Consider the following 26,495-nt stretch of genomic DNA (forward strand, 5'->3'; position numbering starts at 1 on the left):
GGCCCGCGACTTAGCGGTAATCGCCCGAACGCGGGGCCTTTTCCTTTGCTTCCACATCGACGGCGCCGTTGCGCGGCAGTTCGCGCTGCTGCGTCTCGGCCGGTGTTTCACCTTCCTTCATGCCTTCTTTGAAGCCCTTCACAGCGCCACCCAGGTCGCCGCCGATATTGCGCAACTTCTTCGTGCCGAACACGAGCGCCACGATCAGCAACACGATCAACCAATGCCAAATACTCAACGAACCCATGACTACTCTCCTTAACCCCGACGCCGCACGTGATGCGGCAAAAATCGTCTGCCTTGCGGCGTGAATCGAAGCAGATGCGCTTCTTCTACGTTACAGCGGCACAGTGCATATTGTGGCCATGCGATCGCGTCGCCGAAATTACAACGCAGCAAAAACAACGCCGACCCGATGGGCCGCTCGCCCGATCTTCGCAATCAGCCCATGCGCTGCCACGGACGCGGCCCCGCCAGGATGTGCGCGTGCAGGTGATAAACCTCTTGCCCACCGCCCGGCCCCGTGTTGATGACCGTGCGGAAGCCCGTTTCGCCACCTGTGTACGCCACGCCCAACTGGTCGGCAAGACGCGCCGTCAAAACGAGCATTCTACCAAGCAGCGGCGCATCGCTCTCGGTGCAGTCACTGAGGGTGGCAATGTGCTTGCGCGGGATCACCAGCACATGGGTCTCGGCCGCCGGACGGATGTCGCGGAAGGCGACGAACTCGTCGTCTTCGTGGACTTTGGTCGACGGAATCTCACCTGCGGCGATCTTGCAAAAGAGACAGTTCGGGTCGTGGCTCATCGGATTCCTAATGCGGTAATGCCAAGCATGACTCGACGCGGTACGTCGCGGTTCCGCCATCGCCCTTAACGTCGGACGAATTCAGAACCATGAACGCGGATTCGCGAGTGGCTTGTTATCGTACAGATACAGCCACCCTTTGATAATACGGTACAACATCCAGATGCTCACGGCCCAGAGCACCGCAACCCCGATCACCACGAACAGCAGCAGTCCGCCTATCGCATAACCCAGGAGGCCGATCCAGAACGTGCGGATCTGCCACTCGAAGTGCGCTTCATACGGCGTGCCCGCCGCGTCGCTCCGCTTCACATAGTTGATGATGATCGCGACGAGGATGGTCAGCCCGCCCGTCAGCCAATGCACTGCATACAGCGCGTACAGCACGTGCGTCAGCGTGCGCAGGCTGCGTTCCCGCTCCGGCTCGATCGCGTGGCGATACGCCGGCCGCGGATAACTCTCATGCGACTGTTCCATGCTTGCGTCCTCCCGAGGATGCGTTTGCGATGCGTTCAGTGCAATGTGGGCTCCGGCGCGCGCCACTTCAAGACAGTACGGGAAAACATCGACGAAGAATGCGGGTCAGTCGCCGTTCTGTTCGCGCTCGCGGCTCTTGCGCAGCGCCTTTTCTTCGATGCCGGACATGCCTTCGCGACGCTCTAGTTCGGCGAGCACGTCGGCTGGGCTCAGATCGTAGTGCGAGAGCATCACAAGGCAGTGAAACCATAGGTCCGCGACCTCGCCGACGAGCGCCTTTGTCGCGCCGCCGTGACGCGTGTCCTTGGCTGCCAGCACGACTTCGGTGGCCTCTTCGCCGATTTTCTTGAGCACCGCGTCGTCGCCTTTGTGGAACAGGCGCGAGACGTACGACACGTCGGGATCGCCGCCCTTGCGGCTGTCGATGATCGCCGCGAGGCGCATCAGCGTATCGGTCGTCGACGGCGTGGACGGTATAGCTTGCGTGGTCTGCGTCATTTGTAGATGTGTTCGGGGTCTTTCAGCACGGGATCGACGGCGATCCAGTCGCCATCTTCGGTCGTGCCTTCGAATTTCTGGAAAAAGCACGAGTGACGGCCGGTGTGGCACGCGATGCCGGACACCTGCTCCACTTTCAGCAGCACGACGTCTTCGTCGCAATCGAGCCGCACTTCATGCACATGCTGCACGTGGCCGGACTCTTCGCCTTTGAACCACAAGCGCTGGCGCGAGCGCGAGAAGTACACCGCACGGCCCAGTTCGATGGTCTTTGCCAACGCCTCGCGGTTCATCCACGCGAACATCAGCACGTCGTTCGTCGACGCTTCTTGCGCGATGACCGGCACGAGGCCGTTCGCGTCCCATTTGACCTTGTCGAGCCAATTGACTGCCGTTGGATTCACCACGTCACAACCTCACCGAAATGCCTTGCTCGGCCATGAAGCGCTTCGCCTCGCCCACTGTGTGCTCGCCATAGTGGAAGATGCTCGCGGCAAGCACGGCGTCCGCGTGGCCGCTCGTGATGCCGTCGGCGAGATGCTGCAGATTGCCGACGCCGCCCGACGCGATCACCGGAACCGGCACAGCGTCGGACACCGCGCGCGTGAGCGCGAGGTCGAAGCCGCTTTTCGTGCCGTCGCGGTCCATGCTGGTCAGCAGGATTTCGCCTGCGCCGAGTTCGGCCATCTTGCGCGCCCATTCGACCGCTTCGAGGCCGGTGGCCTTGCGTCCGCCGTGCGTGAAGACTTCCCAGCGCGGCGTCTCACCGTCGGCGGAAACGCGCTTGGCGTCGATCGCGACGACGATGCATTGCGAGCCATATTTGTCGGTAGCGTCTTTTACGAGCTGCGGATTCGCGACCGCCGACGAGTTCATGCTGATCTTGTCCGCGCCCGCATTCAGCAGACGCCGCACGTCTTCGACGGCGCGCACGCCGCCGCCGACCGTCAGCGGAATAAAGACCTGCGAGGCAACCGCTTCGATGATCGGCAGGATCAGGTCGCGCTGATCCGAGGTTGCTGTGATATCGAGGAAAGTGAGTTCGTCCGCGCCCTGATCGTCGTAACGGCGCGCGATTTCGACCGGGTCGCCCGCGTCGCGCAATTCGACGAAGTTGACGCCCTTGACCACGCGGCCAGCGGTGACGTCGAGACAGGGAATGATGCGTTTAGCTAGAGCCATGATCTTGCAATTCTGCCAATACCGCTGATGAGGCCGCTCACTTCGGACTGAAGCGAGCGGCATGGTCCGGCGCGGGAGGTCGCGCCACGCCGGATGTGTTTCGCGCGGCCAAGCCTCGAGCCGCTACGGGAGCGCGCCGCCGGAACACGCAGCCACGTGCGCTCGAATGCCGGAAAAAATCCGGGCGCGATCGCGTCAAACCCGCCTGTCGCATACCGACGACAGCGGCGCCACCATTCAGGCGTCGTCCGATTCGCGCAGCCGGTCCGCGAGCGTTTGCGCAGCCGCAAAGTCTAGATCGCCCGAGTAGATTGCCCGGCCGCAGATCACGCCTTCGATCCCTTCGTCCTCGACTTCGCACAGCGATTCAATGTCGGTCAGGTTCGACAGCCCGCCGCTCGCGATCACCGGAATTTTCACCGCGCGAGCAAGACGCACTGTCGCTTCGATGTTGATGCCTTGCAGCATGCCGTCGCGGCCAATGTCCGTGTAAATGATCGACTCGCAGCCGTAATCCTCGAACTTGCGCGCGAGATCGGCGACTTCGTGGCCCGTCAGCTTGCTCCAGCCGTCGGTCGCGACCTTGCCGTCTTTCGCGTCCAGACCGACGATGATATGGCCGCCGAACGCCGTGCACGCGTCCTGCAAGAAGCCCGGATTCTTCACCGCCGCGGTGCCGATGATCACGTACTCCAGACCGTCGTCGAGATAGCGCTCAATCGTATTCAGGTCGCGGATGCCGCCGCCGAGCTGCACGGGAATCTCGCCGCCCACTTCCTCGATGATTGCGCGAATCGCCTCTTCGTTCCTCGGCTTGCCGGCGAACGCGCCATTCAGGTCGACGAGGTGCAGACGGCGCGCGCCGCGCTCGACCCAATGTCGGGCCATAGCCGCCGGTTCCTCGGAGAATATCGTCGCCTGGTCCATGTCGCCCTGTTTGAGGCGTACACACTGACCGTCTTTCAGGTCGATGGCGGGGATCAGCAGCATAGCAATCGGGTGTTGTGTGGGAAGGGATTGAAGGTCGGCGGCAGCGGCTGGTAGGTCAGCCCGCCAAAACGCCGTCTCGCTAGTTTAGTACAACTCTTTCGGCGGCCTTGCGTACCGGCAGGGCCGCGCGAAATTACGGTGCAAAAGCTGTGGCGCGCGGCGGAGGTTCCGCTCGTGGCGGAACGACGCACGGCAGCGGAACGGACAAAGGCGCTCACGGGTTCCAGTGCACGAAGTTGCGATACACGCGCAGCCCCGCGTCGGCGCTCTTTTCCGGGTGAAATTGGGTCGCAAAGATGTTATCCCGCGCCACCGCCGAGGTAAAGGGCACGCCGTACACGGTTTCGCCGGACGTATGCGCGGCATTTTCCGGCACCACGTAGTAGCTGTGCACGAAGTAAAAGAATGCGTTGTCCGCCACGCCGTCCCACAGCGGATGCGGCAGCGCCTGACGCACGCGGTTCCAGCCCATTTGCGGCACCTTGAAGCGCGAGCCGTCGTCCTGCACCTGGCCTTCCAGATCGAAACGCAGCACTTTGCCCGGCAACAGTCCGAGGCCTGGCGTGTCGCCCTCCGCACTCCAGTCGAACAGCATCTGTTCGCCGACGCAGACGCCCATCAACGGCTTCACCCGCGACGCTTCCACGACCGCTTCCTGCAAGCCGGACTGCGCGAGACTGCGCATGCAATCAGGCATCGCACCCTGGCCCGGCAACACCACGCGATCGGCCGCGCGAATCGCTTCGGGCTTGTCGACGATCGCCACGTCCGCTTCCGGCGCGGCTTTGCGCAATGCCTGCGCCACCGAGCGCAGGTTGCCCATTCCGTAATCCACAATCGCTATCGAAGTTTTCATTTCAAGTTAGGCAGCAAAGCCTTCAATCCATCGACGATGAATTCCACCGCCAGCGCCGATAACATCAAACCCATGAGCCGCGTGCCGATGTTGATACCCGTGCGACCAACCCAGCGGGCAATCGGCTCGGCAAGACGCAGCGAAAAAAAGCAGATCGCCGCCAGAACCGCGCCGATCACGATCAGGCTGATCCGGTCGTACCAGTGCGGCGAGCCGGCTGCATAGATGATCGTGGTGCTGATCGCGCCCGGGCCGGTCAACAGCGGAATCGCCAGCGGCACGACCGCGATGTTGTCCTTCTGCTCTGCCTCGTGGCGTTCTTCGGGCGTCGAACGGCTATTGCCGATCTGCGCGTTCAGCATGTTGATCGCCATCAGCAGCATGATGATCCCGCCGCCCACTTCGAGCGAACCGACCGAAATGCCGAAGAAGCTGATGATCTGCTGCCCGAGCATCGTGGTTATCGCAATCACGCAGAACACCGAAATCGCCGCGATCCGAATGGTTCTGCGCCGCTCGACGTCGCTCTGATTCGCCGTCAGGCTCATGAAAAACGGAATGGCGCCGATCGGATTGATCAGCGCGAGCAGCGAAATAAACGACTTCAGAATATCCATTGAACACCGGGCGCGAGCATTGCGCGATCCCGGTCCTGGTAAATGCGTCGCTTAAAGGCTGCCCTTGGTCGACGGAATCTGTCCCGCCGCGCGTTCGTCAAGCTCGACAGCCATGCGCAGCGCACGACCGAAAGCCTTGAACACCGTTTCCAGTTGATGGTGAGCGTTCAGGCCGCGCAGGTTGTCGATATGGAGCGTGACGCCCGCGTGGTTCACGAAGCCGCGGAAAAATTCGATCGACAGATCGACGTCGAACGTACCGATGCGTGCGCGCGTGAACGGCACATGAAATTCGAGTCCCGGACGGCCGGAAAAGTCGATTACAACACGCGAAAGCGCTTCGTCGAGCGGCACATACGAGTGGCCATAACGGCGAATGCCCTTGCGGTCGCCGATTGCTTTTGCCACGGCCTGACCGAGCGTGATGCCGGTGTCTTCGACAGTATGGTGGTCGTCGATGTGCAGGTCGCCATGCGCTTCGATGTCGAGATCGAACAGGCCATGCCGCGCGATCTGGTCGAGCATGTGGTCCAGAAACGGCACGCCGGTGGCCAGTTTTTGCTGACCGGTGCCGTCCAGATTGATCTTGACACGGATCTGCGTTTCGCTGGTATTGCGAACGACTTCCGCAAGGCGCATGGTAATTCCTCGAATCTAGCTGTGAAGCGATAGTAGTGTGGGGTGGGAGCGGCGAGCCGCTGCTTGCCGCCGCTCGCTCAGTGCAGCACGAGTTTCAGCGCAGCGAGCAATTGGGCGTTTTCTTCGGGAGAACCGACGGTCAAACGCACACAATTAGCGAGCAGTGCATGCATTTTACTCACGTTTTTGATCAAAACCCGCGCGGCGAGCAGGGTTTCGAACAGAATCGAAGCGTCGGGCACGCGCACCAGCAGAAAGTTGCCGGCGCTCGGGAACACTTCGGCGCCCGGCAATTCAGCCACGGCCTGCGCGAGTTTCGTGCGCTCCTCGCGTAATTGCGCGGCTTGCGAGTCGAGCACGTCGACGTGATCCAGCAGGAAGTCCGCCGCCGCCTGGGTCAATACGTTGGTGTTGTAGGGCGGGCGCACCTTGTCAAGTTCGGTCAGCCAGGCCGGCTTGCCGACCAGATAACCGAGACGGATGCCGGCCAGGCCCAGCTTCGACACCGTGCGCATCACGACGACGTTGTCGAACGCGTCGGCGCGCGGCAGCCAGCTTCGCTGCGCGAACGGCTGGTACGCTTCGTCGATCACCACGAGACTTTTCGTGGCCGCCGCAATAATGTGCTCCATGTCGGCATCGTCGAATAACGTGCCGGTGGGGTTGTTCGGGTAGGCGAGATAGACAACCGCCGGCTCGTGTTCGGCGATTGCCGTGAGCATGGCTTGCGTGTCGAGCGTGAAATCGGCGTTCAGCGGCACACCGATGAACTCGAGATTCGCCAGCTTCGCCGACATCTGATACATGACGAAGCCCGGCACCGGTGCCAGCACCTTGGCGCCCGGCTTCGCGCACGCGATCGACACCATACTGATGATCTCGTCGGAGCCATTGCCGAGCAGCACGTCGCAGCCGGCCGGCACGCCCATTACGCGCTTGATTTTCTCTATCAGCGCTTCGGGGCGCGGCGCCGGATAACGGTTGAGCGCGACGCCCGCCAGATGCTCGCCAAGATGCGCGGCCAGCACCGGCGGTAGCGGAAACGGGTTTTCCATTGCGTCGAGCTTGATGTAGCCGGTAGCGTCTGCAACGGGATAGCTCGTCATCGCGAGCACGTCGCGCCGGATGATGTCTTGAGGTGTCGTCATAGGTCAGTTGGCTGGCCGCGCGCGTCGCATGCGTCTGGCGCATGAAACGCGTCGGAGGCGCCTTGTTTCGCAGCGGCTCGCCGCGTCGGTTGGTCTGTGTTGTCGTTATTGGATACGAATTCGTCAACAGGAGTTGCGCGGGAGTTGCGCGGTGAGCGGCGAACGGTGCGGCATCGTTGCATTGGCTGCGTACCGTTCCCGCCTTGTGCGCGGTTCGGGGCGCCCGGCTTGAGCCACGTGGCCCGCTCCGATCGCCTTCGCTGTGATCCTTCGCTGTGATCAGCCGGTCACCTGATTCGCGTAGCCGCCTTGCCGCTCCAGCCGCGCTCAGCCGCTATGCCGCATCCGGTACTCGGCGCTGCGCGCGTGTGCCTGTAAGCCCTCGCCGTAAGCCAGCTCCGCGGCGATCTCGCCAAGCGTCTGCGCGCCTTCCGCGCTCACTTCGATCACGCTCGACCGCTTGAAGAAATCGTAGACGCCCAACGGCGACGAGAACCGTGCGGTGCGAGACGTGGGCAAGACGTGGTTCGGCCCCGCGCAGTAGTCGCCGAGACTCTCGCTCGTATAGCGACCGAGGAAAATTGCGCCTGCGTGGCGGATCAACTGCCCCCACTGATGCGGCTCCAACGCCGAAATTTCGAGGTGTTCCGGCGCGATGTCGTTGGCGATCGCGCAGGCCTCCGCCATGTCGCGCACCTTGATGAGCGCGCCGCGCCCTTCCAGCGACGCCTGGATCACGTCCCGGCGCGGCATGGTGGGCAAGAGTTCGTTGATCGCGTCGTTCACGCGGCCGATGAACGCGTCGTCCGGGCACAGCAGGATGGACTGCGCGAGCTCGTCGTGCTCGGCTTGCGAGAACAGGTCCATCGCGACCCAACGCGGGTCGGTCGTACCGTCGCACAGCACAAGGATTTCCGACGGCCCCGCAATCATGTCGATGCCGACTGTGCCGAACACGCGCCGCTTGGCCGACGCCACATACGCATTGCCTGGCCCGCAAATCTTGTCGACAGCCGGCACCGTTTGCGTGCCGTACGCGAGCGCGCCGACGGCCTGCGCGCCGCCAATCGTGAATACTCGATCCACGCCGCCGAGCAAGGCCGCCGCCAGCACGAGCGGGTTCTTCACGCCGTCCGGCGTGGGCACCACCATGACGATCTCGCGCACGCCGGCCACGCGCGCCGGGATCGCATTCATCAGCACCGACGACGGATACGCTGCCTTGCCGCCCGGCACGTAGATACCCGCGCGATCGAGCGGCGTAACCTTCTGGCCGAGCACGGTGCCGTCCGCTTCCGTGTATTGCCAGCTATGGCTGCCACACTCGATCTTCTGCTTCTCGTGATAGCCGCGCACGCGCGCCGCCGCCGCTTCGAGCGCCGCGCGCCGCTTCGGCTCGAGACCTTCGAGCGCCGCTTCGAGTTCCGACATCGGCAGCTCTAACGCGGCAACGCTGTTCGCGCTCAGGCGGTCGAAGCGGTTCGTGTATTCGAGCACCGCCGCGTCGCCGCGCGCCTTGACGTCGCTGAGAATCTGCGCAACCGAGCGCTCGATTGCTTCGTCTTCGCTCGCCTCGAACGCGAGCACCGCATGCAGTGACTTCTGGAAGTCGCGAGCAGTGGAATCGAGTTTGCGAATCTTGATAGACATACGGGTATCCGTTTCGGTAAGGCGCGCTTTAGAGCGAAGTCAAACTGGCTCGACCCGCCTGTCAGGCCGCGGCAAGACCGGCTTTCGTCGCGCGTTCGAACGCGTCGAGAATCGGCCGCAATGCGGCGCGCTTGAGCTTCAGCGCCGCCTGGTTCACAACGAGGCGCGACGAAATCTGCATGATCTCCTCGACCTCCACGAGATTGTTGGCGCGCAACGTGTTGCCCGAACTGACCAGATCGACGATCGCGTCCGCGAGTCCGACGAGCGGCGCCAGTTCCATGGAACCGTACAACTTGATCAGGTCGACGTGAACACCCTTGGCGGCAAAATGCTCACGTGCGGTTTCGACGTACTTGGTCGCCACGCGCAAGCGGGCGCCCTGGCGCACCGCGTTCGCATAATCGAAACCCGCGGCGACCGCGACCGACATGCGGCAGCGCGCGATGTCCAGATCCACCGGCTGATACAGCCCGCTGCCGCCGTGTTCGAGCAACACGTCTTTGCCCGCCACGCCGAAATCGGCCGCGCCGTATTCCACGTAGGTCGGCACATCGGTCGCGCGCACGATGATCACGCGCAGATTGGCGTCGGTAGTCGGCAAAATCAGCTTGCGCGAGGTCTCCGGATCTTCGGCTACTTTGATGCCGGCTGCAGCCAGTAGCGGCAGCGTTTCCTCAAAGATACGCCCCTTCGACAAAGCAAGCGTAAGCGGCGCGCTGACCGCCGGCGAGCTCGACGTTTGCGGCATGGAACTCATGCCTGGCTCCCGGCGATGCGGCGGACCTTCGCGCCAATCGCGTTTAGCTTGGTTTCCATGCGGTCATAGCCGCGGTCAAGGTGATAAATGCGGTCGATCAGCGTCTCGCCTTCCGCACGCAAAGCAGCGATTACGAGACTGGCCGACGCGCGCAGGTCCGTTGCCATCACCTTGGCGCCGGAGAGCTTGTCGACGCCGGTCACGAGCGCGGTCTTGCCGTCCGTTGTGATGTTGGCGCCGAGGCGGTTCAACTCCTGCACGTGCATGAAGCGATTTTCGAAGATCGTTTCGACAACCTGCGCCTTGCCGTCCGCCACCGTATTCAGCGCCATGAACTGCGCCTGCATGTCGGTCGGAAACGCCGGGTACTCGGACGTGCGGAACGACACGGCATTCGGACGCTTGTCCATGCGCACGCGCATCCAGTCGTCGCCTTCCTCGATCGTCACGCCGGCTTCGCGCAATTTGTCGGTCACCGCTTCCAGAATCTGAGGACGCACATTGCGCAAGGTGACGTCGCCGCCCGCCGCGGCCACCGCGCATAAGAACGTGCCGGCTTCGATCCGGTCCGGAATGACCGTGTGCTTTGCACCATGCAGCTTGTCTACGCCCTGAATGACGAGGCGGTCAGTGCCGATGCCCTCGATCTTCGCGCCCATCTGCACGAGCAGATGCGCAAGGTCGCCGACTTCGGGTTCGCGCGCCGCGTTTTCGATGATCGTCTCGCCTTCCGCAAGCACCGCTGCCATCAGCAGGTTTTCGGTTCCGGTCACCGTGATCATGTCGGTGATGATGCGCGCGCCCTTCAGGCGCTCCGCGCGCGCTTCGATGAAGCCGTGCTCGATGGTGATCTCAGCGCCCATGGCCTGCAGGCCCTTGATGTGCTGATCCACCGGGCGCGCGCCGATCGCGCAACCGCCGGGCAGCGACACGCGCGCGTGGCCGAAACGCGCGACCAGCGGGCCCAGCACCAGGATCGATGCGCGCATGGTCTTCACCATCTCATACGGCGCGACGAGGTTATCCACCTTCGATGCGTCGAGCGACACGCGTCCATCGCCGCTTTCAATGCGCACGCCCATCTGGCCGAGCAACTTGAGCATCGTGCGCACGTCCTGCAAATCCGGCACGTTATCCAGTTCCACCGGCTCCGCGCTCAGCAGACTGGCGCACAGGATCGGCAACGCCGCGTTCTTCGCGCCCGAGACAACGACCTCACCCGACAGCGGGTAGCCACCTTCAATGACGAGTTTGTCCATGCCTGTCTGTTCCTGATCGACCCGGACTTCAGCCGGGACTGCTTTGAATGTGTTCGACGCGCCGCTGCCGGCGTCGCGTCCTTCCTGAGTAATTCGCACTAAATTTCCAGATTACGCGTTCTGCCATTCGGCGGGCGTCAGCGTTTTCATGCTGAGCGCGTGGATTTCTTCGCGCATGCGGTCACCGAGTGCCGCATACACGAGTTGATGACGCTGGATCAGCCGCTTGCCCTCGAAGCTCGGGGAAACGATGGTCGCAAAGAAATGCTGACCGTCGCCTTCGACTTCGAGATGCTGGCAGGCGAGCCCAGCGGCGATGTATTGCTTGACCTGTTCGGGAGTCGGCAACATGAGAAAAGCTCCAGTCAGTGGCGCAGCTTGTAGCCGGACGCGAGCATGCGCATCGCCACCACGGCCAGCACCACGAAGAAACCGGCGACAATCGCGAGGCTCACGAGCGGATTGATATCCGACATCCCGAAGAAACCGTAACGAAAGCCGTCGATCATGTAGAAAAAAGGATTGAGCCGCGACACCTCGCGCCATACCGGCGGCAGCGTATGTGTGGAGTAGAACACGCCCGAGAGAAACGTGAGCGGCATGATCAGAAAGTTCTGGAACGCGGCGAGCTGGTCGAACTTTTCGGCCCAGATACCGGCGATCAGGCCCAGCGTGCCGAGAATCGCAGCGCCGAAAATGGCGAATAGAATGATATAGAGCGGCGCCACGAAACTGATCGGCACGAACCAGATCGTCACGATGAACACGCCGAAACCGACCGCGAGCCCACGTGCGACCGCCGCGAGAACGTAGGCACCGAACATCTCGTAATGCGACAGAGGCGGCAACAGCACGAACACCAGATTACCGGTGATTTTCGACTGGATCAGCGACGACGAACTGTTCGCAAACGCGTTTTGCAACACGCTCATCATCACGAGGCCTGGAATCAGGAAGCTCGTGTATTCGACGCCCGGATAGACCTGTACATGGTCGCGCAATGCGTGGCCAAAAATGGTCAGATACAGCAGCGCGGTAATGACGGGCGCCAACACCGTCTGGAACGACACCTTCCAGAAGCGCAGAATTTCCTTGTAGAACAGCGTGCCGAAACCGCTATAGCCGCTCATGCGAGCCCCTCGATCACTTCCGGACCGTTCATCACCTGAACGAAAACGTCTTCGAGGTCGGCTTTGCGGACCTCGATTTCTTCGAATGTGCAACCCGCCGCACGGCATTGCGCGAGGATTTTCTCGACCTCGTCATAGCTCGTGAGACGCAGCAAGTGCTGACGGCCGTTGCCGTTGCCCGCGCCGCCCTCGGCTTCGAGCGGCCGCAGTTCGGCCGGCAGCACGCCTTGCGCGAAGCGCACGAACAACTGCATGCCGGCGAAGCGTTGCAGCAAGGTGCTCGTGCGATCGAGCGCTACCACTTCGCCGCGACGCAGCATCGCGATGCGGTCGCATAGCGATTCGGCCTCTTCCAGATAGTGCGTGGTGAGCACGATGGTGTGGCCTTCGCGATTCAGGCGCGAGATGAATTTCCACAGCGTCTGGCGCAACTCGACGTCGACGCCGGCAGTCGGTTCGTCGAGCACGATTACCGGCGGGCGGTGCACCAGCGCCTGCGCGACGAGCACGCGGCGCTTCATGCCGCCCGACAGTGCGCGCATGTTGGCGTCGGCTTTGTCGGTGAGATCGAGATTGGCCATGATCTCGTCGATCCACGCGTCGTTGTTGCGCAGCCCGTAATAGCCGGACTGGATACGCAACGTTTCGCGCACGGTGAAGAACGGATCGAACACAAGTTCCTGCGGTACCACGCCGAGCGCGCGGCGAGCCGCACGGAAGTCGCCGACCACGTCGTGGCCGCGCACGGCGATGTTGCCTTCGTCGGCGCGCGCGAGGCCAGCGAGAATGCTGATTAGCGTCGTCTTGCCCGCGCCGTTCGGACCGAGGAGCCCGAAGAACTCGCCTTCTTCCACCGAGAGGCTGACGCCCTTGAGCGCCTGCAAGTCTTTGTAGCGCTTTTTGACGTTACGAATTTCTATGGCTGACATGACAGTGCGCCACGTGCGACGCGGCGCTTAAAGGAGCCCTGGGCGGGCGCACAAATGCGGGAAAAAAACGGAATTGGGGCCGGTTAGGCGGTCCGAACCGCGCCCCAAAAAACGCTTGATTATAGGGCAAAAAGCAGCGGCCCTATCTCAGTAGCGGGGAGCGCGGAGCGGCGCGACGAACGCTTCAGGAGAGCGTCAATGTCGCGCCGACAGCAGCGTATCGACGCCGTAGGCTTGCGCAAGACTGGCAAGGCCAGCCGGCAGATTGAGGATCTGGAAGGGGGCGCCGCGAGCCTGAGCGGCTCGCTGCCATGCGAGGAGCACGGCGAGCGCCGACGAATCGAACTGCGTAAGCGGCGCGCAATCGACGGCACCCGCACCCGCGGCAATCCGATCGAGACCCGCCGCAAGCGCGGCATTCGCGCTCGCGTGGGTCAGCGTCGTGCCGCTCGCAAAACGATTTGCGACGGGGCTCAGCACTTCGCTCACGACTGCTTGCCCGCGGCGAGTTGCTGGTTGCGCTGCGTGAGGAACTGGATCAGCCCGTCCACGCCCTTCTGCTGGATCTGCTCGTTGAACTGCTGCTGATACGCCTGAATCAGCCACGCGCCGAGCACGTTGATGTCATAGACACGCCAGCCTTGCGGCGTCTTGTAAAGACGATAGTCGAGCTGGATCGGCGAGCCGTTGTTCATCACGACGGAGCGAACGACCGTGTCGGTGTCGTCAGGATTCATGCGGAACGGCTTGTACTGGATCTGCTGGTCGCGCACCTGAGCAAGCGCGCCCGAATACGTGCGAATGAGCAGCATCTTGAATTGCTCGACGACCTGGTTCTGCTGCGCAGGCGTCGCCGTGCGCCAGTTGCGGCCCATTGCCAGCTGCGTGGTGCGGCGGAAATCCGTGTACGGCAGGATCTTCTGGTTGACGAGCTGCGTGATGTGCGAGATGTCGCCCTGCTGGATCGACTTGTCGGCGCGCACGGCGTCGATGACCTGCTGCGTGACCGTTTTGATCAGTACGTCTGGCGCGCTACTGTCGACGGTCTGCGCGGATGCGCCCAAACTCGTGAACGAGAACAGCGCAGCAAACAACGGAATCAGGAAAAATTTTTTCATATCGAGCCTTGCGTAAAAAATAGTGCAACCGTTTGAACCGACATTAACACGCGAGTTCAGCGGCAATCCACGCGCAAACTGCGAGAGTCGTATCGATCTGTTACGGCCACGCTGTCAGCGCAATTTGAATGACGGAAAGTTGAACCGCGTGGGCGGCACAAGCTGGCCCGCCGGGATCTGCGTGGTTTCCGGGCCGCCGTTCAGATCGAGCGGCGGCGTTTCCGAACTGCCCGAAGCCGACTCGGGCGCGGCGGCGTTGTTAGCCGTTCCGGTTCCAGAAGCGGCTTGCGGCGGTGTCGCGGCGCTCGCACCTGACGCGGCCGACGCCTTTGCGGCAGCACTGTTCGTTCCAGCCGCGCCCGCCGTTCCCGTCACCGCGCCTGCCGGCGCTCCGGCGGCCGTGCCGTCGACGTCCTCGTAGTTCGGCAGCGGCGCTTCGTCGCCATAGTTCGGCAACGCCTGCGACTGCTTGCCGTCCGACAACAGATACTGACGACGCTGCAAATACGCGTTACGCACGAACGAATACTTGTCGAGCGCGGCGCCTTCCAGCACATCGCTCGCGTTAAGCAGATTCGCGCGCGTATTGACAATGTTGAGGCCGTACAGCGCCCAGCTCAAACCCGCCGGATCCACATAACTGAGCGGGTTCACATAGTAGTTGCCGATGGAACCGACCGCGTCGCGCACCGTGCTCGGGCCGAACAGCGGCAGCACCAGGTACGGACCTGCCGGCACGCCATAGTGGCCGAGAGTCAGGCCGAGGTCGTTGTCGTGCTTCGGCAGCTTGGCAAGCGTCGCTACGTCGAAAAGACCGCCGACACCGAAGACCGTGTTGATCACGATCCGCATGATGTCCTGCACGCCGTCGGTGATCTTCAGCTGCAGCAGGTTGTTCGCCGCGATGTAGACGTCGCCGATGTTCGAGAAGAAGTTAGTCACGCTGTCGCGAATCGGCTGCGGCGTGATAAACACGTAACCCTTGGCGACTGGCTTCAGCGCGTACTGGTCCAGCTTGTCGTTGACCGTGAAGATTGTGCGGTTCAAGCCTTCGAGCGGATCGCCCTTGGTGGGCGTCTGCACCGTGGTACAGCCGGCGAGCAGCGCAGCGGCGACGGCCAGTTTGGCCACCCGGAAGGCGCCAGCGCTCCCAGCGTGTGAGGTCTGCATTATTGTTCTCCTTATTGACCGGCGGAGCCGGAAGCAGGCAAAGCCGCCGCAGGGGCCGCAGATCCCGCGCCGGGCTTCGACGCGCCCGAATCAGCCGCTTTGCTATAGAGGAACTGTCCGATCAGGTTTTCGAGCACGATTGCCGATTGCGTCATCGAGATCGTGTCGCCGGCTTTGAGCATCTCGGAGTCGCCGCCTGGCTCCAGGCCAATGTATTGCTCGCCGAGAAGGCCCGAGGTCAGGATCTTTGCCGACGTGTCTTTTGGAAACTGGTATTGCTTGTCGATATCGATAGTGACGACCGCCTGATAGGCATTGCTGTCAAAACCGATCGAGCCGACGCGGCCAACCGTCACGCCCGCGCTCTTCACGGGCGCGCGCGCCTTCAATCCGCCGATATTGTCGAACTTCAGCTTAACCGGGTAGGTCGCCTGGAACGACAGCGAGCTCATGTTGCCGGCCTTGAGCGCGAGGAACAGCAACGCCACAAAACCCAGCACCACGAACAGGCCGACCCAGAAGTCGAGAGCAGTCTTTTTCATCGTCATCCCAAAGTGAATCTGCCGCGCCGCCGTTACTCCGCCGCGCGCGCCCACTGACGCGCCGCAGCGGAAAACATGCAGCGCAGTCTTAGCTGAACATCAGCGCGGTCAGCAGAAAATCGAGGCCGAGCACCGCAAGCGACGCGTACACAACGGTTTTCGTCGTGGCACGCGACACGCCTTCCGGCGTCGGCTTGGCTTCATAGCCCTGAAAGAGCGCCACGAACGTCACCGCGAGACCGAACACCACGCTCTTGACGACACCCGCGCCCACGTCGCGCCAGACATCCACGCCGCCTTGCATTTGCGACCAGAACGCACCGGCGTCCACACCGATCAGCAGCACGCCGACCACATAGCCGCCCGCAACGCCTACCGCGCTGAAAATCGCGGCGAGAATCGGCATGGCGATGATGCCGGCCCACAGGCGCGGCGCGACCACGACCTTGACTGGATCGACCGCCATCATTTCCATCGCGGTCAATTGCTCACCGGCCTTCATCAGGCCGATTTCAGCAGTGAGCGAGGTGCCCGCGCGACCGGCGAACAACAACGCCGTGACTACCGGCCCGAGTTCGCGCACGAGCGATAGCGCAACCAGCAGCCCAAGCGCCTGCTCCGAGCCGTAGCGATTCAACGTGTAATAACCCTGCAGGCCGAGCACGAAGCCGACGAACAGCCCCGACACCGCGATGATCACCAGCGAATAATTACCTACGAAGTGGATCTGCTTCGTGACAAGACGCGGGCGGCGCAGCAGCGGGAAAAACTCGAGCACGAGGCGCAGGAAAAAGCGCGTCGCATAGCCGGCCGTGCCGAGCCCGTCGAGCACCGAGCGGCCGACCGAGCTGATCAGTGAACCGATCATGACTGACCTCCGCCGACGCCGAAATCCGCCGCCAGCGGCGTCTTGCTCGGATAATGAAATTTGAACGGGCCGTCTGGCGCGCCGTCGATAAACTGCCGCACCGTTGGGTCCGTGGACGCCCGCAGTTGTGCGGGTGTGCCCTCGGCGTGGACGCCGCCGTTGGCCAGAAAATAAACGTAATCGGCGATCGAGAACGATTCCGGCACGTCGTGCGTGACCAGAATAGACGTCGCGCCGAGCGCCTGATTGAGCGCCCGGATGAGGTTCGCCGTGATGCCGAGCGAGATGGGATCGAGGCCGGCGAACGGCTCGTCGTACATCATCAGTTCGGGGTCGAGGGCGATGGCGCGCGCGAGCGCTACCCGCCGTGCCATGCCGCCCGAAATCTCGGAGGGTAGCAGATCGCGCGCGCCACGCAGGCCGACCGCGTTGAGCTTCATCAGCACGAGGTCGCGAATTAATTCCTCGGGAAGCTCGGTGTGCTCACGCAGCGCAAACGCGACGTTCTCGAACACCGACATGTCGGTAAACAGCGCGCCGAACTGGAACAACATACCCATCTTGCGGCGCAACGCGTACAGGCCCTCGCGCGTCTGTGCGCCGACATTCTGGCCGTCGAACAGAATCTCGCCGCGCTGGGCGCGCACCAGACCGCCGATCAGCCGCAGCACCGTGGTCTTGCCGCAACCCGAGCCGCCCATGACCGCGACGACCTGACCGCGCTTGAAGCGCAGGTTCAGGTTCGACAGGACGAGCCGGTCGCCGTAACCGAAGTCGACATTGCGCAGCTCGAGTAAGGTCTCGGAGGGGGAAGACACTGACTGACAGTCCTTTTACACGGAAGGCCGAATTATAGGGCCATCATGCAAAAGTTGCCGTGAGGTACCCTGTCTCTTAACGAATCATCGGGATTATCGCGTAAACCCTTGCTGCAGTGCGGAAACTGCGGCAGCGGGATCGGCGGCTTCTGTCACTGCGCGGACCACTGCGGCGCACCCCACGCCGGTCGCGAGCACCTCGGGCAAGACCTGCAGGTCGATTCCACCGATTGCGACCAGCGGCACGACGCCGTCCAGCAGCCGGACATAGCGAGCGAGGCGCTTGAGGCCCTGCGGCGCGGTAGGCATCACCTTGGTCGTGGTCGGAAACACTGCGCCCAACGCGATGTAACTAGGACGAAAATGCAGCGCCTTCAGAATTTCGTAGAAACCGTGCGTCGAGAGTCCAAGCCGTACGCCCGCCGCGGCGAGCGCCGACAGATCCGCGGTATGCACGTCTTCCTGGCCGAGATGCACGCCGTAAGCGCCCGCATCGAGCGCGGCCTGCCAGTGGTCGTTGATGAAAACCTGCGCGTCGTGCTGGCGCCCCGCAGCAACGCAGCGGGCAATTTCGCGCTGAAGTTCGTCGGCGGGATGGGCGGACTTCCGGCGTAGCTGCACCGTTTTCACGCCGAAGCCGACCACCCTTTCGACCCACTCCGCGCTCGGCAGAACCGGATAGAGCCCGAGCCGCTCCGGGCAGCGCGGAAAGGCCTGGGCCGGCGCTTGCGGCAAATCGGCGAGGCGAGGGAAAGTGGCCAGATCGCAGGGGAAAGCGTCACCCGCGGCGTTGGTCCGGGTTTCGTCGCCGTCGCGCCACGCAAGCGCCAGCACCAACGCGTCGTGCGGATCGAAACCGCAATCTAGAAATGCGGCCAGTGCGGGAATCCAGTCTTCCGCGAGATGCCCTTCGAGGCGATATTTCTCGCCGCCCAGGTGCAGCGTGGCCTTGTTCTCGGCGGCTTCGACCACCGCCGCGCCCTTTACCAGCCAGTGCGCCATCTGCTCGCCGTGCCGCGCGGCATCGGTGAGCACGATCAGATCGCCGCCGTTCGGCTCGTCCGGCGCGGTCAGACAGATACGCCACGGCGCGTGAGTAGGCGGCCAGTCGCCGAGACGCGCGCGGATGCGCTCAGTCGCCTCGGTGAGTTCGTCGGCGGGCGGCCAGAACAGGTCGCGGTCTTTCAAAGCCAATGTTTGCGTCATGCAGCGCTCCCGTCCTGATGCCAGAACGGCATGCCGACCACCGGCGTGCTCGCGTGCGCGCTCTCGCGCTCGGCCATCGGTCCCGCGAGAAACGCCTGACGTCCCGCTTCGACGCCCAGCGCGAAAGCGCGCGCCATCGCGTCCGGATGCGTGGCCTGCGACACGGCCGTGTTCAGCAGCACCCCGTCGAAGCCCCATTCCATCACCTGCGCCGCATGCGACGGCACGCCAAGTCCGGCGTCGACAATGAGCGGCACGTCCGGCAGCCGCTCGCGCAGCACGCGCAAGCCGTACGGATTGATGACACCCTTGCCGGTGCCGATCGGCGCGCCCCACGGCATCAGCGCTTCGCAACCGGCATCCAGCAGACGGCGGCCGATCACGAGGTCTTCGGTGCAATACGGCAGCACCTTGAAGCCGTCTTTGACGAGCTTCGCGGCTGCTTCGATCAGACCGACCGGATCGGGTTGCAAGGTGTAATCGTCGCCGATCAGTTCGAGCTTGATCCACTCGGTTTCGAAAATTTCACGCGCCATGTGCGCGGTCGCCACGGCCTCGCCGACGGTCAGGCACCCTGCCGTATTGGGCAATAGCGGCACGCCATGGCGCTTGAGCAGATCGAAGAAGCCGGCTTCCGCGCCGCCTTCGTTCATCTGCCGGCGCAGCGCGACCGTCACCATGCCGGGTCGGGCGGCGTCGATGGAATCCGACAGCGATTGCAGCGACGGATAACGCGACGTGCCAAGCAGCACGCGGCTCGCGAAGGGTTGGCCGTACAGCGTGAGCGCGTCGGCGGCCTGTGGGGTAGTCATTTGCATGTCCTGGTCTCCTGCAATGCGTGATGGCTTTAGCCGCCGGCCACGGGTTGCACGACATCGAGCTTGTCGCCCGGTTGCAGCGCGCGCGCCGCGTGCTGCGTGCGTGCGACGAAGTCGCCGTTTAGCGCGACGGCAAACGGAGGCCGCGCGCCGTAAGCAGCGAGCGCATCGGCGACAGTCGCGCCTTCGGGCAACGACAGCGGCTTCTGGTTGATGTGAATGTCCATGATGTTCGAATACGGTTCAGTCGTTGGCTAAAGCACAAGCGTGCTAACGGCACTGCGGCACGGTTCGGCGCTCATGCCGGCTCCCGCGCACAATCGTGCTGGAAAAGCTCGCTCCAGCGCGCGCCGCGCTGCCAGTCCGCGAACGCGTCGGCGTTGCCGATGCGCCCGTCCAGCAGCGCCGCCGCGAAGCGCACGGCTTCGTCGGCGACTTCGGGCACGATCATGTAGCCGTGCCGGTAAAGGCCGTTCACCCGTAGCGTCTGCGCGCCGTCCCACAGCAATGCCGGCCGATGATCGGGCAAGGTCGGGCGGCACTGCGAATTGAGCTCCAGAATGCGCGCCTCGCCAAAGCCCGGATGCACAGAAAACGCAGCGCTTAGAAGCTCCAGCGCGGAACGCACGCTGACGGGCGACATGTCCTCGCCTTCCACCTCGGTTGCGCCGATCACGTAGAGATTGTCCTGCTTCGGTGCGATGTAGAGCGGATAGCGCGGATGCAGCAGCCGCACCGGGCGCGTCAGGTCGATGCCTGGCGCATGCACGCGTGCAACCTCACCGCGAATGCCGCGCAGTGTCGGCAGCGCGGGTTTGGCGCCGAGGCCGCGGCAGTCGATCGTGACGCGCGCGGGCGGCAGCGCGCTGTCGCTAACAGGCGTATTCCAGTGAGTCTGAACGCCGCGTTGTGCAAGCCCCGCAGCAAGCGCGCGAAGCACCTGGCGGTTATCCAGCTGGCCCTCGCGCGGCAGGAGCCACCCCTGACTGAAGCGTCCCGCCAGCGCCGGCTCGGCTGCACCGAGCTGGGCGCCGGCCAGCGTGACGAAGCCGCCGTCCAGCAATTCGGCCGGCGCGTTCGAGCGCACGCGTCGTTCGAACAACGGGGCCTCGGTGCGATCCGCGTGATGCCAGACGACGAGCGTGCCATTGCGCTGAAAGAACACCGGTTCGGGCAGTTCGGCCAGCACTTTCGGCCAGGTATCGAGCGAGGTCGCGCCCAATCGCGTGATCAGAAGTTCGGCACTCGCGGCTTCGGCAAGCGGCGCCAGCATCGCCGCGGCGACCCACGCGGCGGCTTGCGAACCGGCTGCGTCGCCGCGCTCATAAAGCGCAACGCGATGCCCTTGCCCGGCAAGCCGCCACGCGACGAGACGCCCGCACAGGCCGCCGCCGAGCACCGCGAAATCGGGTTGTGCGGAGTGGATCATCGTGCGCACTCCGATCCAACGCAACGCGCAATGGCAACGCAGTGCACGCCGCCGGCGACGTGACAAGGAGCAAGAAACATAACTGAAGAATAGGCGGTCATCGAGTCCTTTCCGTACGGCCAAAAAGAAGCGCGTACCCAGGACGAAACCGGCGGGCAAGGCCGGCCAGGCAATAGCGTGCTCCAATGAAGAACGCCGCCCGGCGGGGAATGGAAGACTGGTTGCTTCCGGAAACTTCCCGCGCCGGTATTACCCGGATCGGGTGCAAAGGGTCTCTCTCAGCCTCGCTGCCGCAGCGTGAAAATCACGCCGCTCAAGTGCGAAGCACCCCTGTTTCGTCGAAGGTCATTAGACCATAAAAGGCGCGGCGCTCGCAAACGAGCGGCGCGCGGCATCGCACGCGCCTCGATCCGGCACCGCCTTGGGCGTCACCCATATCGGCGGCGCGGCGCTCTGGCACAATGCCAGCAGAGATGGCGCGGCGAATGCGGCATGACGCGGGGCCTGGCGGCGCAAAGTCGCGGCGACGCAGGCGAAACACCCGCAGCGCGATCGCCGGAAAACTCGCGCCGATCATTAATTTTCGCTTAAGGGCTTCGCGCCAGAATCGGCAATCGCACCGGTGGTGCTTGCCGGGTGTCGCCACCCGCACACGCACAAATATTCGCAATGGGCCGGCCTGCGTGGGTCGGCCCGAATGGAACAGCACTCCTCAGGACGCTCATGACAACGAATACATCCGCCAGCCCCGCGCTGCCGCCCGACGAGAAAGTCTCCGCCTGGAGCCTGATCAAGCCCTACTGGGTGTCGGAAGAACGTAAGACGGCGTGGGCGTTGCTTCTCGCGATCATCGTGATGAATCTGCTGGTCGTGTGGATCAACGTCCGGCTCAACCGCTGGAGCGCCGACTTCTACAACGCGCTGCAAACCAAGAATGTGCGCGACTTCCCGCATCTGCTGATGGTGTTTTCGGGTCTCGCGTTCGGCTACATCATTCTCGCGGTCTACGGGCGTTATATGCGGCAGATGCTTGGGTTCCGCTGGCGTCAGTGGCTCACCACGCGCTATCTGAACGAGTGGCTACACGACAGCGCGTTCTACCGGATCGAGCGCGACCGCCTCGCCGACAACCCCGACCAGCGGATCAGCGACGACCTTCAGTCGTTCGCCACCACCACGCTGTCGCTCACGCTCGATCTGCTGTCCACGGTCGTCACGCTGGTGTCGTTCATCACGATCCTGTGGTCGCTCGCCGGTGCGCTGACCATCACGCTCGGCGGCGTACCGCTGCAGATCCCCGGCTATATGGTGTGGGCGGCCGCGCTTTATGCGGTGGTCGGATCGCTCGTGATCCAGAAGGTCGGCCACCCGCTCGTGCCGATTAACTATCAGGCACAGAAAGTCGAGGCGGATTTCCGTTTCGGCCTGATCCGTCTGCGCGAAAACGCGGAGCAGATCGCGTTCTACAACGGCATGGACACGGAGAAGAAAAACGCGCATTCGCTGTTCGGCCGGATTCGCGACAACTGGTGGCAGGTCATGAAGTACACGAAGCGATTGACCTTCGTGCTCAGCTTCTATGGCCAGATCGCAATTATTTTTCCGCTCGTCGTGGCCGCGCCGCGTTATTTCGCGGGCGCCTTCACGTTCGGCGTACTGATGCAGATTTCGAGCGCGTTCGGCACCGTCAGCGATTCGTTCTCGTGGTTCATCAACAGTTACTCGACGCTCGTCGAGTGGCGCGCAACCGTGAACCGGTTGCGCGAATTCAAGCGGGTCGTGCATGCGCCGCGTCTGAAGGAATCGGTGTCGCCGGCCACCGCACACGGCGGCATCAATCTCCATTTCGTCGACGCCGACGCGCTCACCACCGACGGCCTCAAGCTCGCGCTGCCCAACGGCACTCCGCTGTCGCGCATCCGCGATATCGCGATCGAACCCGGCTCACGGTGGCTCGTGCGCGGGCCATCCGGCTCGGGCAAGAGCACGCTGATGCGCGCGCTCGCCGGCCTCTGGCCATTTGGCGACGGCTCGATAGACGCGCCGGTCAACGCTCGCATGATGTTCATCCCGCAGGTCAGCTACATGCCGATCGGCACACTGAAGGCTGCGCTCACCTATCCGTCGGCAGCCGACACTTATACCGACGAAGAATGCCGCGAGGCGCTCGTCACCTGCCATCTGTCGCAGTACGCGGACCGTTTGCAGGAATCGGGGCACTGGACGCGCATGTTGTCGCCGGGCGAGCAACAGCGCCTTGCCGCGGCACGCGTGCTGCTGCACAAGCCAGACTACCTGTTCCTCGACGAAGCGACGAGCGCGCTCGACGCCGAAAACGAAGCGAGGCTCTATCGCCTCTTCACCGAGCGCCTGCCGAAGGCGGCGATTGTCAGCGTCGCGCACCGCGAATCGCTTGCTGCGTTCCATGACGAGACGCTCGAAGTCGAGCGTTCCAGCGAAGCGGTCGCCGCATGAATTCCGGCAGCGGTGCGACGAGCGGCAGCAACGCGGTTTTCGAGCGCGTCGTATTGATCACCGGCGCGGGGTCGGGCATCGGGGCCGCGCTGGCCCGGCGGCTCGCCGCCCTGCGGATAATCGCGCCGGAGATGAGTGCGGCGTCGACGGCCCCGCCAGCGATCGACACTCCACGCATTGCGCTGATGTTGCATGCACGCGGCGCCGATCACGAATCGCGTCAGCGTCTCGCGCAAGTTGCCGCCGAGTGCAGCGCGAATGGCGCGGCCTGCGCCACCGTCTTCGGCGACCTCGCCGAGCGAGGCGCAGTCGAACATGTGGTTCATCAAACGCTCGCCACCTTTGGCGCGCTCGATCAACTGGTCGCCAACGCAGGCCACGCGCAGCGCCAAACGTTGCAGGCACTCGACCCCGACACGCTGGGCGCGGCCTTCGCAGCGATGCCCGCCGCGTTTGCAGCGCTTCTGAAACGCGCCACGCCGGCACTCGAAACGTCGAAGCGCGGACGCGTGGTCGCGCTCAGTTCATTTGTCGCGCACCGTTATCGCGCCGACGCGCCATTCGCCGCCACAGCGGCGGCCAAGGCCGCGCTGGAATCGCTCGCGAAAACGGCGGCCGCCGAACTCGCGCCGCATGGCGTGACCGTGAATTGCGTGGCCCCAGGCTATACGCGCAAGGATCGCGGGCCGAGCCCCGATAACGCCGCGGTGTGGACGCACGCGGCCGAGGCGACGCCGCTTGGCCACATCGCCGAGCCCGCCGACGTCGCGGCGCTGATTGCCTTTCTGCTTTCCGACGGAGCGCGTCACATCACCGGCCAGGTGATTCACGTCGACGGCGGTTTGACCCTGGGTTGAACTACCGAGTTGAGCCACCGACGCGAGCGACGCGATCATCGCGCGGGCCGCACAAACGGCAAGATCCGGAAACACGAGAGAACAGTTCGAAAGCATTTGCGAAGCGGGCGAGCTTTTCCGCCCTTTGAAAAGAGCCGACAACAGCGACGATAGTCGTGCGAGCCGTCCCCGCGGCCCGCAGTCATTCACTGCTAACGGACTCTTCGCTCATGTCACTCGACCGCCGCTCTCCTCATTTCACTCACCGCCTCGCGCTTGCTCTCGGCACGGCCATGCTGCTCGCGAGCGCCGCACAAGCAGCACAAACCACTTCGCCCAACGAGCCGGCTGACGTGTGCCCTGCGCTCAAGCACATCGTCGAGGCGTCCGACTTCAAGCAGTTGCATACGCAACCGGCCGCACAATTGCCGGGCGTCGCAAGTACGGAAGATTGCCGCTCCAACGCGCACGCGTACGACTGCCACTGGCGCGCGCATTGGCAGGCCGACGGAGTGGTCAACGATCCGCTCGAAGAAATCGGCGCGGACATCGCCGCCTGCTTTCCGAACGTCGTGCACGACGTCAATACGCCGACACGCCAGCACTTCGTCGTCACGACCGCGGAGCGACGCGTCAACGTGACAGCGAGCGTGCAAGGGCAGAACGAATTGCGTCTGCGCGTCACGCGCTAGGCGTCGGGACGATGCGCGTCTTCCTGCGTCTCGCGCAGACGGTCGATCTGTGTTGCCTGTCCTCATCGCCACCTGGCTCTGCTTCATGACCATCCTGCCTGGCACACGCGCTAACGCTAACGCCTTCACGCGAGCCCCTCGTGCGGCCTGGATCAGGTTGCGGCGGCCGAGCGCAAGGCTCGTCGCCTGTACCACGCTGACGGTGGGACTGAACGGCTGCGCATGGACGCTGATCCAGGCAGCCGACGCCACCGGCTCCGTGATTCAGGCCGGCTATGCGATTGCCGCCAACTATTCGTCACCGACCTTCGTGAACGGCCGTCCCGCCGATGTGCGACATGTCTGCATTGAAGTGAATCAGACGGTGTCGGTGGGCGACTTCGTGCCGGCGCTGCAACTCGCGCTGGACCGGCGCGGCATTCGTTCGGATGTCTACAATCCCGGTACTTCGCCCGCCGGCTGCGAGGCGCGCCTCGTCTACAACGCCGCGATCGACTATGGCCGCCGTTCGTTCAGCGACGAGTCGATCCAGTACCTGTCGATCATCGACCTGACGCTCGTGCAGAGCGGCCGCGTCCTTGTCACCGCGCGCTATCAGACGGGCGGCCTGAACACCGACCGTTTCTCTTCGGCGTCGACCAAGCTTAATGGCCTCATCGACAAGATGGTCGTCGATCAGACCGACTTTAGCCGCCAGACGCTGCAAACAATTCAGACCTCGCAGGTCAATTGAAGCGCGCTCATTGCTCGCTCAATGTTTGGGTCTTACTCAGGAAAGGTTTGGAAAGCATCAACCGCTTTGCTGCGCTCGCGCCGATCACTAAGATGATCTGAATGAACCAAACCATTCTGGTCGTCGACGACGACCCCGTCGTACGTGAGCTCGTCAGCCAGTATCTGGAAGGGCGCGGCTTCAAGGTCGCTACGCTCGAGCATGGCATGGCACTGCAGCGCAAGCTTCAGGACGAGCGCCCGGCGCTGATCGTGCTCGACATCATGATGCCCGAGCTCGACGGCATCAGCGCGCTGCGCGCGTTGCGCGTCGCGGGCGACGATATTCCCGTGATCCTTCTCACCGCTCGCGCGGATCCGATCGACCGCGTGATCGGTCTCGAACTCGGCGCGGACGATTACCTCGGCAAGCCGTTCGAACCGAGTGAACTGGTGGCGCGCATTCGCACGGTGCTGCGGCGTCGCGGCTCGGTTGCTCCGAGCGCACCGGAACAGCGCGCGCCGTATCGCTTCGGCCGCTTCGAAGTCAACTTCCCGGCGCGCGAACTGCGCCTCGACGGCGAGCGCATCACGCTGCGTTCGAGCGAATTCGCGATGCTGAAAGTGTTCGTCACGCACGCGATGACAGTCCTCACGCGCGCGCAGTTGCTCGAAAAACTGCACGGCAATAGCGAGGCGCATCGCAATCGCAGTCTAGATGTGTCGATCTGGCGTTTGCGCCGTCTGATCGAAGTCGATCCGTCAGAGCCGCGCTATGTGCAAACGGTGTGGGGGCGCGGCTACGTGTTCGTCCCGGACGGTGAGATCGGCGCGGCTGAGCGTGGCTCAACTGCGCTTTCACAGTAAGCG

32 protein-coding genes and 1 riboswitch are annotated in these 26,495 nt (G+C 63.4%); of the genes, 5 read left to right on the forward strand and 27 right to left on the reverse strand.

All coding sequences use genetic code 11. The annotated features are described in order from the left end of the window. Positions 1-10: 10 nt before the first annotated feature. The 27 genes from tatA to BCA01S_RS26305 form a co-directional block, all read right to left on the reverse strand. Positions 11-247: a Sec-independent protein translocase subunit TatA gene (gene tatA, locus BCA01S_RS26175; protein ID WP_020070654.1), complete on the reverse strand. Its 237-nt coding sequence runs from the start codon at positions 245-247 to the stop codon at positions 11-13. A 194-nt stretch (positions 248-441) separates the two neighbouring features. After that, on the reverse strand, positions 442-807 hold the full coding sequence (locus tag BCA01S_RS26180; RefSeq protein WP_020070653.1) for a histidine triad nucleotide-binding protein: 366 nt from the start codon (positions 805-807) through the stop codon (positions 442-444). A gap of 81 nt (positions 808-888) precedes the next feature. Then, positions 889-1,284, reverse strand: coding sequence for a DUF4870 family protein (locus BCA01S_RS26185; RefSeq protein WP_020070652.1), 396 nt, complete (start codon positions 1,282-1,284; stop codon positions 889-891). Positions 1,285-1,389: 105 nt separating this feature from the next. Continuing rightward, complete coding sequence (locus BCA01S_RS26190; protein ID WP_027779463.1) at positions 1,390-1,782, reverse strand: phosphoribosyl-ATP diphosphatase; 393 nt, start codon at positions 1,780-1,782, stop codon at positions 1,390-1,392. After that, positions 1,779-2,189 (reverse strand): phosphoribosyl-AMP cyclohydrolase, encoded by a 411-nt coding sequence (gene hisI, locus BCA01S_RS26195; RefSeq protein WP_027779464.1) that lies wholly within the window; start codon positions 2,187-2,189, stop codon positions 1,779-1,781. Before hisI ends, BCA01S_RS26190 begins: the two co-directional genes overlap by 4 nt. Position 2,190: 1 nt before the next feature. After that, a complete protein-coding gene (gene hisF, locus BCA01S_RS26200) occupies positions 2,191-2,964 on the reverse strand; it encodes an imidazole glycerol phosphate synthase subunit HisF (protein ID WP_020070649.1) in 774 nt (257 codons plus the stop codon). 237 nt (positions 2,965-3,201) lie between these two features. Continuing rightward, positions 3,202-3,954, reverse strand: a complete 753-nt coding sequence (gene hisA / locus BCA01S_RS26205) for a 1-(5-phosphoribosyl)-5-[(5-phosphoribosylamino)methylideneamino]imidazole-4-carboxamide isomerase (protein WP_020070648.1) — start codon at positions 3,952-3,954, stop codon at positions 3,202-3,204. Between the two features lie 214 nt (positions 3,955-4,168). Then, positions 4,169-4,810, reverse strand: coding sequence for an imidazole glycerol phosphate synthase subunit HisH (hisH, locus tag BCA01S_RS26210; RefSeq protein WP_027779465.1), 642 nt, complete (start codon positions 4,808-4,810; stop codon positions 4,169-4,171). After that, positions 4,807-5,427 (reverse strand): MarC family protein, encoded by a 621-nt coding sequence (locus BCA01S_RS26215; protein WP_020070646.1) that lies wholly within the window; start codon positions 5,425-5,427, stop codon positions 4,807-4,809. Before BCA01S_RS26215 ends, hisH begins: the two co-directional genes overlap by 4 nt. A 51-nt stretch (positions 5,428-5,478) precedes the next feature. Next, positions 5,479-6,066: an imidazoleglycerol-phosphate dehydratase HisB gene (gene hisB / locus BCA01S_RS26220; RefSeq protein ID WP_015003873.1), complete on the reverse strand. Its 588-nt coding sequence runs from the start codon at positions 6,064-6,066 to the stop codon at positions 5,479-5,481. A 77-nt stretch (positions 6,067-6,143) separates the two neighbouring features. Continuing rightward, entirely contained in the window at positions 6,144-7,214 is a 1,071-nt protein-coding gene (gene hisC / locus BCA01S_RS26225; protein WP_027779466.1) for a histidinol-phosphate transaminase, read from the reverse strand. Positions 7,215-7,541: 327 nt separating this feature from the next. After that, positions 7,542-8,864, reverse strand: coding sequence for a histidinol dehydrogenase (gene hisD, locus BCA01S_RS26230; RefSeq protein WP_020070643.1), 1,323 nt, complete (start codon positions 8,862-8,864; stop codon positions 7,542-7,544). Between the two features lie 61 nt (positions 8,865-8,925). Next, positions 8,926-9,624, reverse strand: coding sequence for an ATP phosphoribosyltransferase (gene hisG, locus BCA01S_RS26235; RefSeq protein ID WP_027779467.1), 699 nt, complete (start codon positions 9,622-9,624; stop codon positions 8,926-8,928). Beyond that, complete coding sequence (murA, locus tag BCA01S_RS26240; RefSeq protein WP_027779468.1) at positions 9,621-10,883, reverse strand: UDP-N-acetylglucosamine 1-carboxyvinyltransferase; 1,263 nt, start codon at positions 10,881-10,883, stop codon at positions 9,621-9,623. The genes hisG and murA overlap by 4 nt, the downstream gene beginning before the upstream one ends. A gap of 111 nt (positions 10,884-10,994) precedes the next feature. After that, the gene (locus BCA01S_RS26245; protein WP_006052280.1) at positions 10,995-11,234 is read right to left on the reverse strand and encodes a BolA family protein; all 240 of its coding nucleotides are present in this window, start codon (positions 11,232-11,234) and stop codon (positions 10,995-10,997) included. Between the two features lie 14 nt (positions 11,235-11,248). Beyond that, a complete protein-coding gene (locus BCA01S_RS26250) occupies positions 11,249-12,013 on the reverse strand; it encodes an ABC transporter permease (RefSeq protein WP_027779469.1) in 765 nt (254 codons plus the stop codon). Continuing rightward, positions 12,010-12,942 (reverse strand): ABC transporter ATP-binding protein, encoded by a 933-nt coding sequence (locus BCA01S_RS26255; RefSeq protein WP_020070639.1) that lies wholly within the window; start codon positions 12,940-12,942, stop codon positions 12,010-12,012. The genes BCA01S_RS26250 and BCA01S_RS26255 overlap by 4 nt, the downstream gene beginning before the upstream one ends. A gap of 195 nt (positions 12,943-13,137) precedes the next feature. Beyond that, positions 13,138-13,431: an STAS domain-containing protein gene (locus BCA01S_RS26260; RefSeq protein WP_027779470.1), complete on the reverse strand. Its 294-nt coding sequence runs from the start codon at positions 13,429-13,431 to the stop codon at positions 13,138-13,140. Further along, entirely contained in the window at positions 13,428-14,060 is a 633-nt protein-coding gene (locus tag BCA01S_RS26265) for an MlaC/ttg2D family ABC transporter substrate-binding protein (RefSeq protein ID WP_027779471.1), read from the reverse strand. The genes BCA01S_RS26260 and BCA01S_RS26265 overlap by 4 nt, the downstream gene beginning before the upstream one ends. Before the next feature lie 114 nt (positions 14,061-14,174). After that, a complete protein-coding gene (locus BCA01S_RS26270) occupies positions 14,175-15,230 on the reverse strand; it encodes an MlaA family lipoprotein (RefSeq protein WP_027779472.1) in 1,056 nt (351 codons plus the stop codon). 11 nt (positions 15,231-15,241) lie between these two features. Beyond that, positions 15,242-15,772: an outer membrane lipid asymmetry maintenance protein MlaD gene (mlaD, locus tag BCA01S_RS26275; RefSeq protein ID WP_027779473.1), complete on the reverse strand. Its 531-nt coding sequence runs from the start codon at positions 15,770-15,772 to the stop codon at positions 15,242-15,244. A gap of 88 nt (positions 15,773-15,860) precedes the next feature. Then, positions 15,861-16,628, reverse strand: a complete 768-nt coding sequence (gene mlaE / locus BCA01S_RS26280; RefSeq protein WP_027779474.1) for a lipid asymmetry maintenance ABC transporter permease subunit MlaE — start codon at positions 16,626-16,628, stop codon at positions 15,861-15,863. A gap of 8 nt (positions 16,629-16,636) precedes the next feature. Next, complete coding sequence (locus tag BCA01S_RS26285; RefSeq protein ID WP_027779475.1) at positions 16,637-17,458, reverse strand: ABC transporter ATP-binding protein; 822 nt, start codon at positions 17,456-17,458, stop codon at positions 16,637-16,639. 93 nt (positions 17,459-17,551) lie between these two features. Further along, on the reverse strand, positions 17,552-18,664 hold the full coding sequence (gene thiE / locus BCA01S_RS37365; RefSeq protein ID WP_084166934.1) for a thiamine phosphate synthase: 1,113 nt from the start codon (positions 18,662-18,664) through the stop codon (positions 17,552-17,554). Beyond that, on the reverse strand, positions 18,661-19,476 hold the full coding sequence (locus BCA01S_RS26295; RefSeq protein ID WP_027779477.1) for a thiazole synthase: 816 nt from the start codon (positions 19,474-19,476) through the stop codon (positions 18,661-18,663). Before BCA01S_RS26295 ends, thiE begins: the two co-directional genes overlap by 4 nt. Before the next feature lie 35 nt (positions 19,477-19,511). After that, on the reverse strand, positions 19,512-19,709 hold the full coding sequence (gene thiS / locus BCA01S_RS26300; protein WP_006052269.1) for a sulfur carrier protein ThiS: 198 nt from the start codon (positions 19,707-19,709) through the stop codon (positions 19,512-19,514). A 71-nt stretch (positions 19,710-19,780) separates the two neighbouring features. After that, positions 19,781-20,911: an FAD-dependent oxidoreductase gene (locus BCA01S_RS26305; protein ID WP_027779478.1), complete on the reverse strand. Its 1,131-nt coding sequence runs from the start codon at positions 20,909-20,911 to the stop codon at positions 19,781-19,783. A 218-nt stretch (positions 20,912-21,129) separates the two neighbouring features. Continuing rightward, a riboswitch (TPP riboswitch) is annotated at positions 21,130-21,253 on the reverse strand. A 381-nt stretch (positions 21,254-21,634) separates the two neighbouring features. Between BCA01S_RS26305 and BCA01S_RS26315 the strand changes: the two genes are divergently transcribed. The 5 genes from BCA01S_RS26315 to BCA01S_RS26335 all read left to right on the forward strand — a co-directional run bounded on the left by BCA01S_RS26315 (position 21,635) and on the right by BCA01S_RS26335 (position 26,492). Continuing rightward, positions 21,635-23,386: an ABC transporter ATP-binding protein/permease gene (locus tag BCA01S_RS26315; RefSeq protein WP_027779480.1), complete on the forward strand. Its 1,752-nt coding sequence runs from the start codon at positions 21,635-21,637 to the stop codon at positions 23,384-23,386. Further along, on the forward strand, positions 23,383-24,243 hold the full coding sequence (locus BCA01S_RS26320) for an SDR family NAD(P)-dependent oxidoreductase (RefSeq protein WP_027779481.1): 861 nt from the start codon (positions 23,383-23,385) through the stop codon (positions 24,241-24,243). The genes BCA01S_RS26315 and BCA01S_RS26320 overlap by 4 nt, the downstream gene beginning before the upstream one ends. Positions 24,244-24,452: 209 nt before the next feature. Continuing rightward, the gene (locus BCA01S_RS26325) at positions 24,453-24,914 is read left to right on the forward strand and encodes a hypothetical protein (RefSeq protein WP_027779482.1); all 462 of its coding nucleotides are present in this window, start codon (positions 24,453-24,455) and stop codon (positions 24,912-24,914) included. An 85-nt stretch (positions 24,915-24,999) separates the two neighbouring features. Next, the gene (locus BCA01S_RS26330) at positions 25,000-25,647 is read left to right on the forward strand and encodes a hypothetical protein (protein ID WP_027779483.1); all 648 of its coding nucleotides are present in this window, start codon (positions 25,000-25,002) and stop codon (positions 25,645-25,647) included. 101 nt (positions 25,648-25,748) lie between these two features. Next, positions 25,749-26,492 (forward strand): response regulator, encoded by a 744-nt coding sequence (locus tag BCA01S_RS26335; protein ID WP_027779484.1) that lies wholly within the window; start codon positions 25,749-25,751, stop codon positions 26,490-26,492. Positions 26,493-26,495: the final 3 nt, after the last annotated feature.

This window comes from Paraburkholderia caledonica NBRC 102488, from assembly GCF_000685095.1.
GTDB classification, from domain to species: Bacteria; Pseudomonadota; Gammaproteobacteria; order Burkholderiales; family Burkholderiaceae; genus Paraburkholderia; species Paraburkholderia caledonica.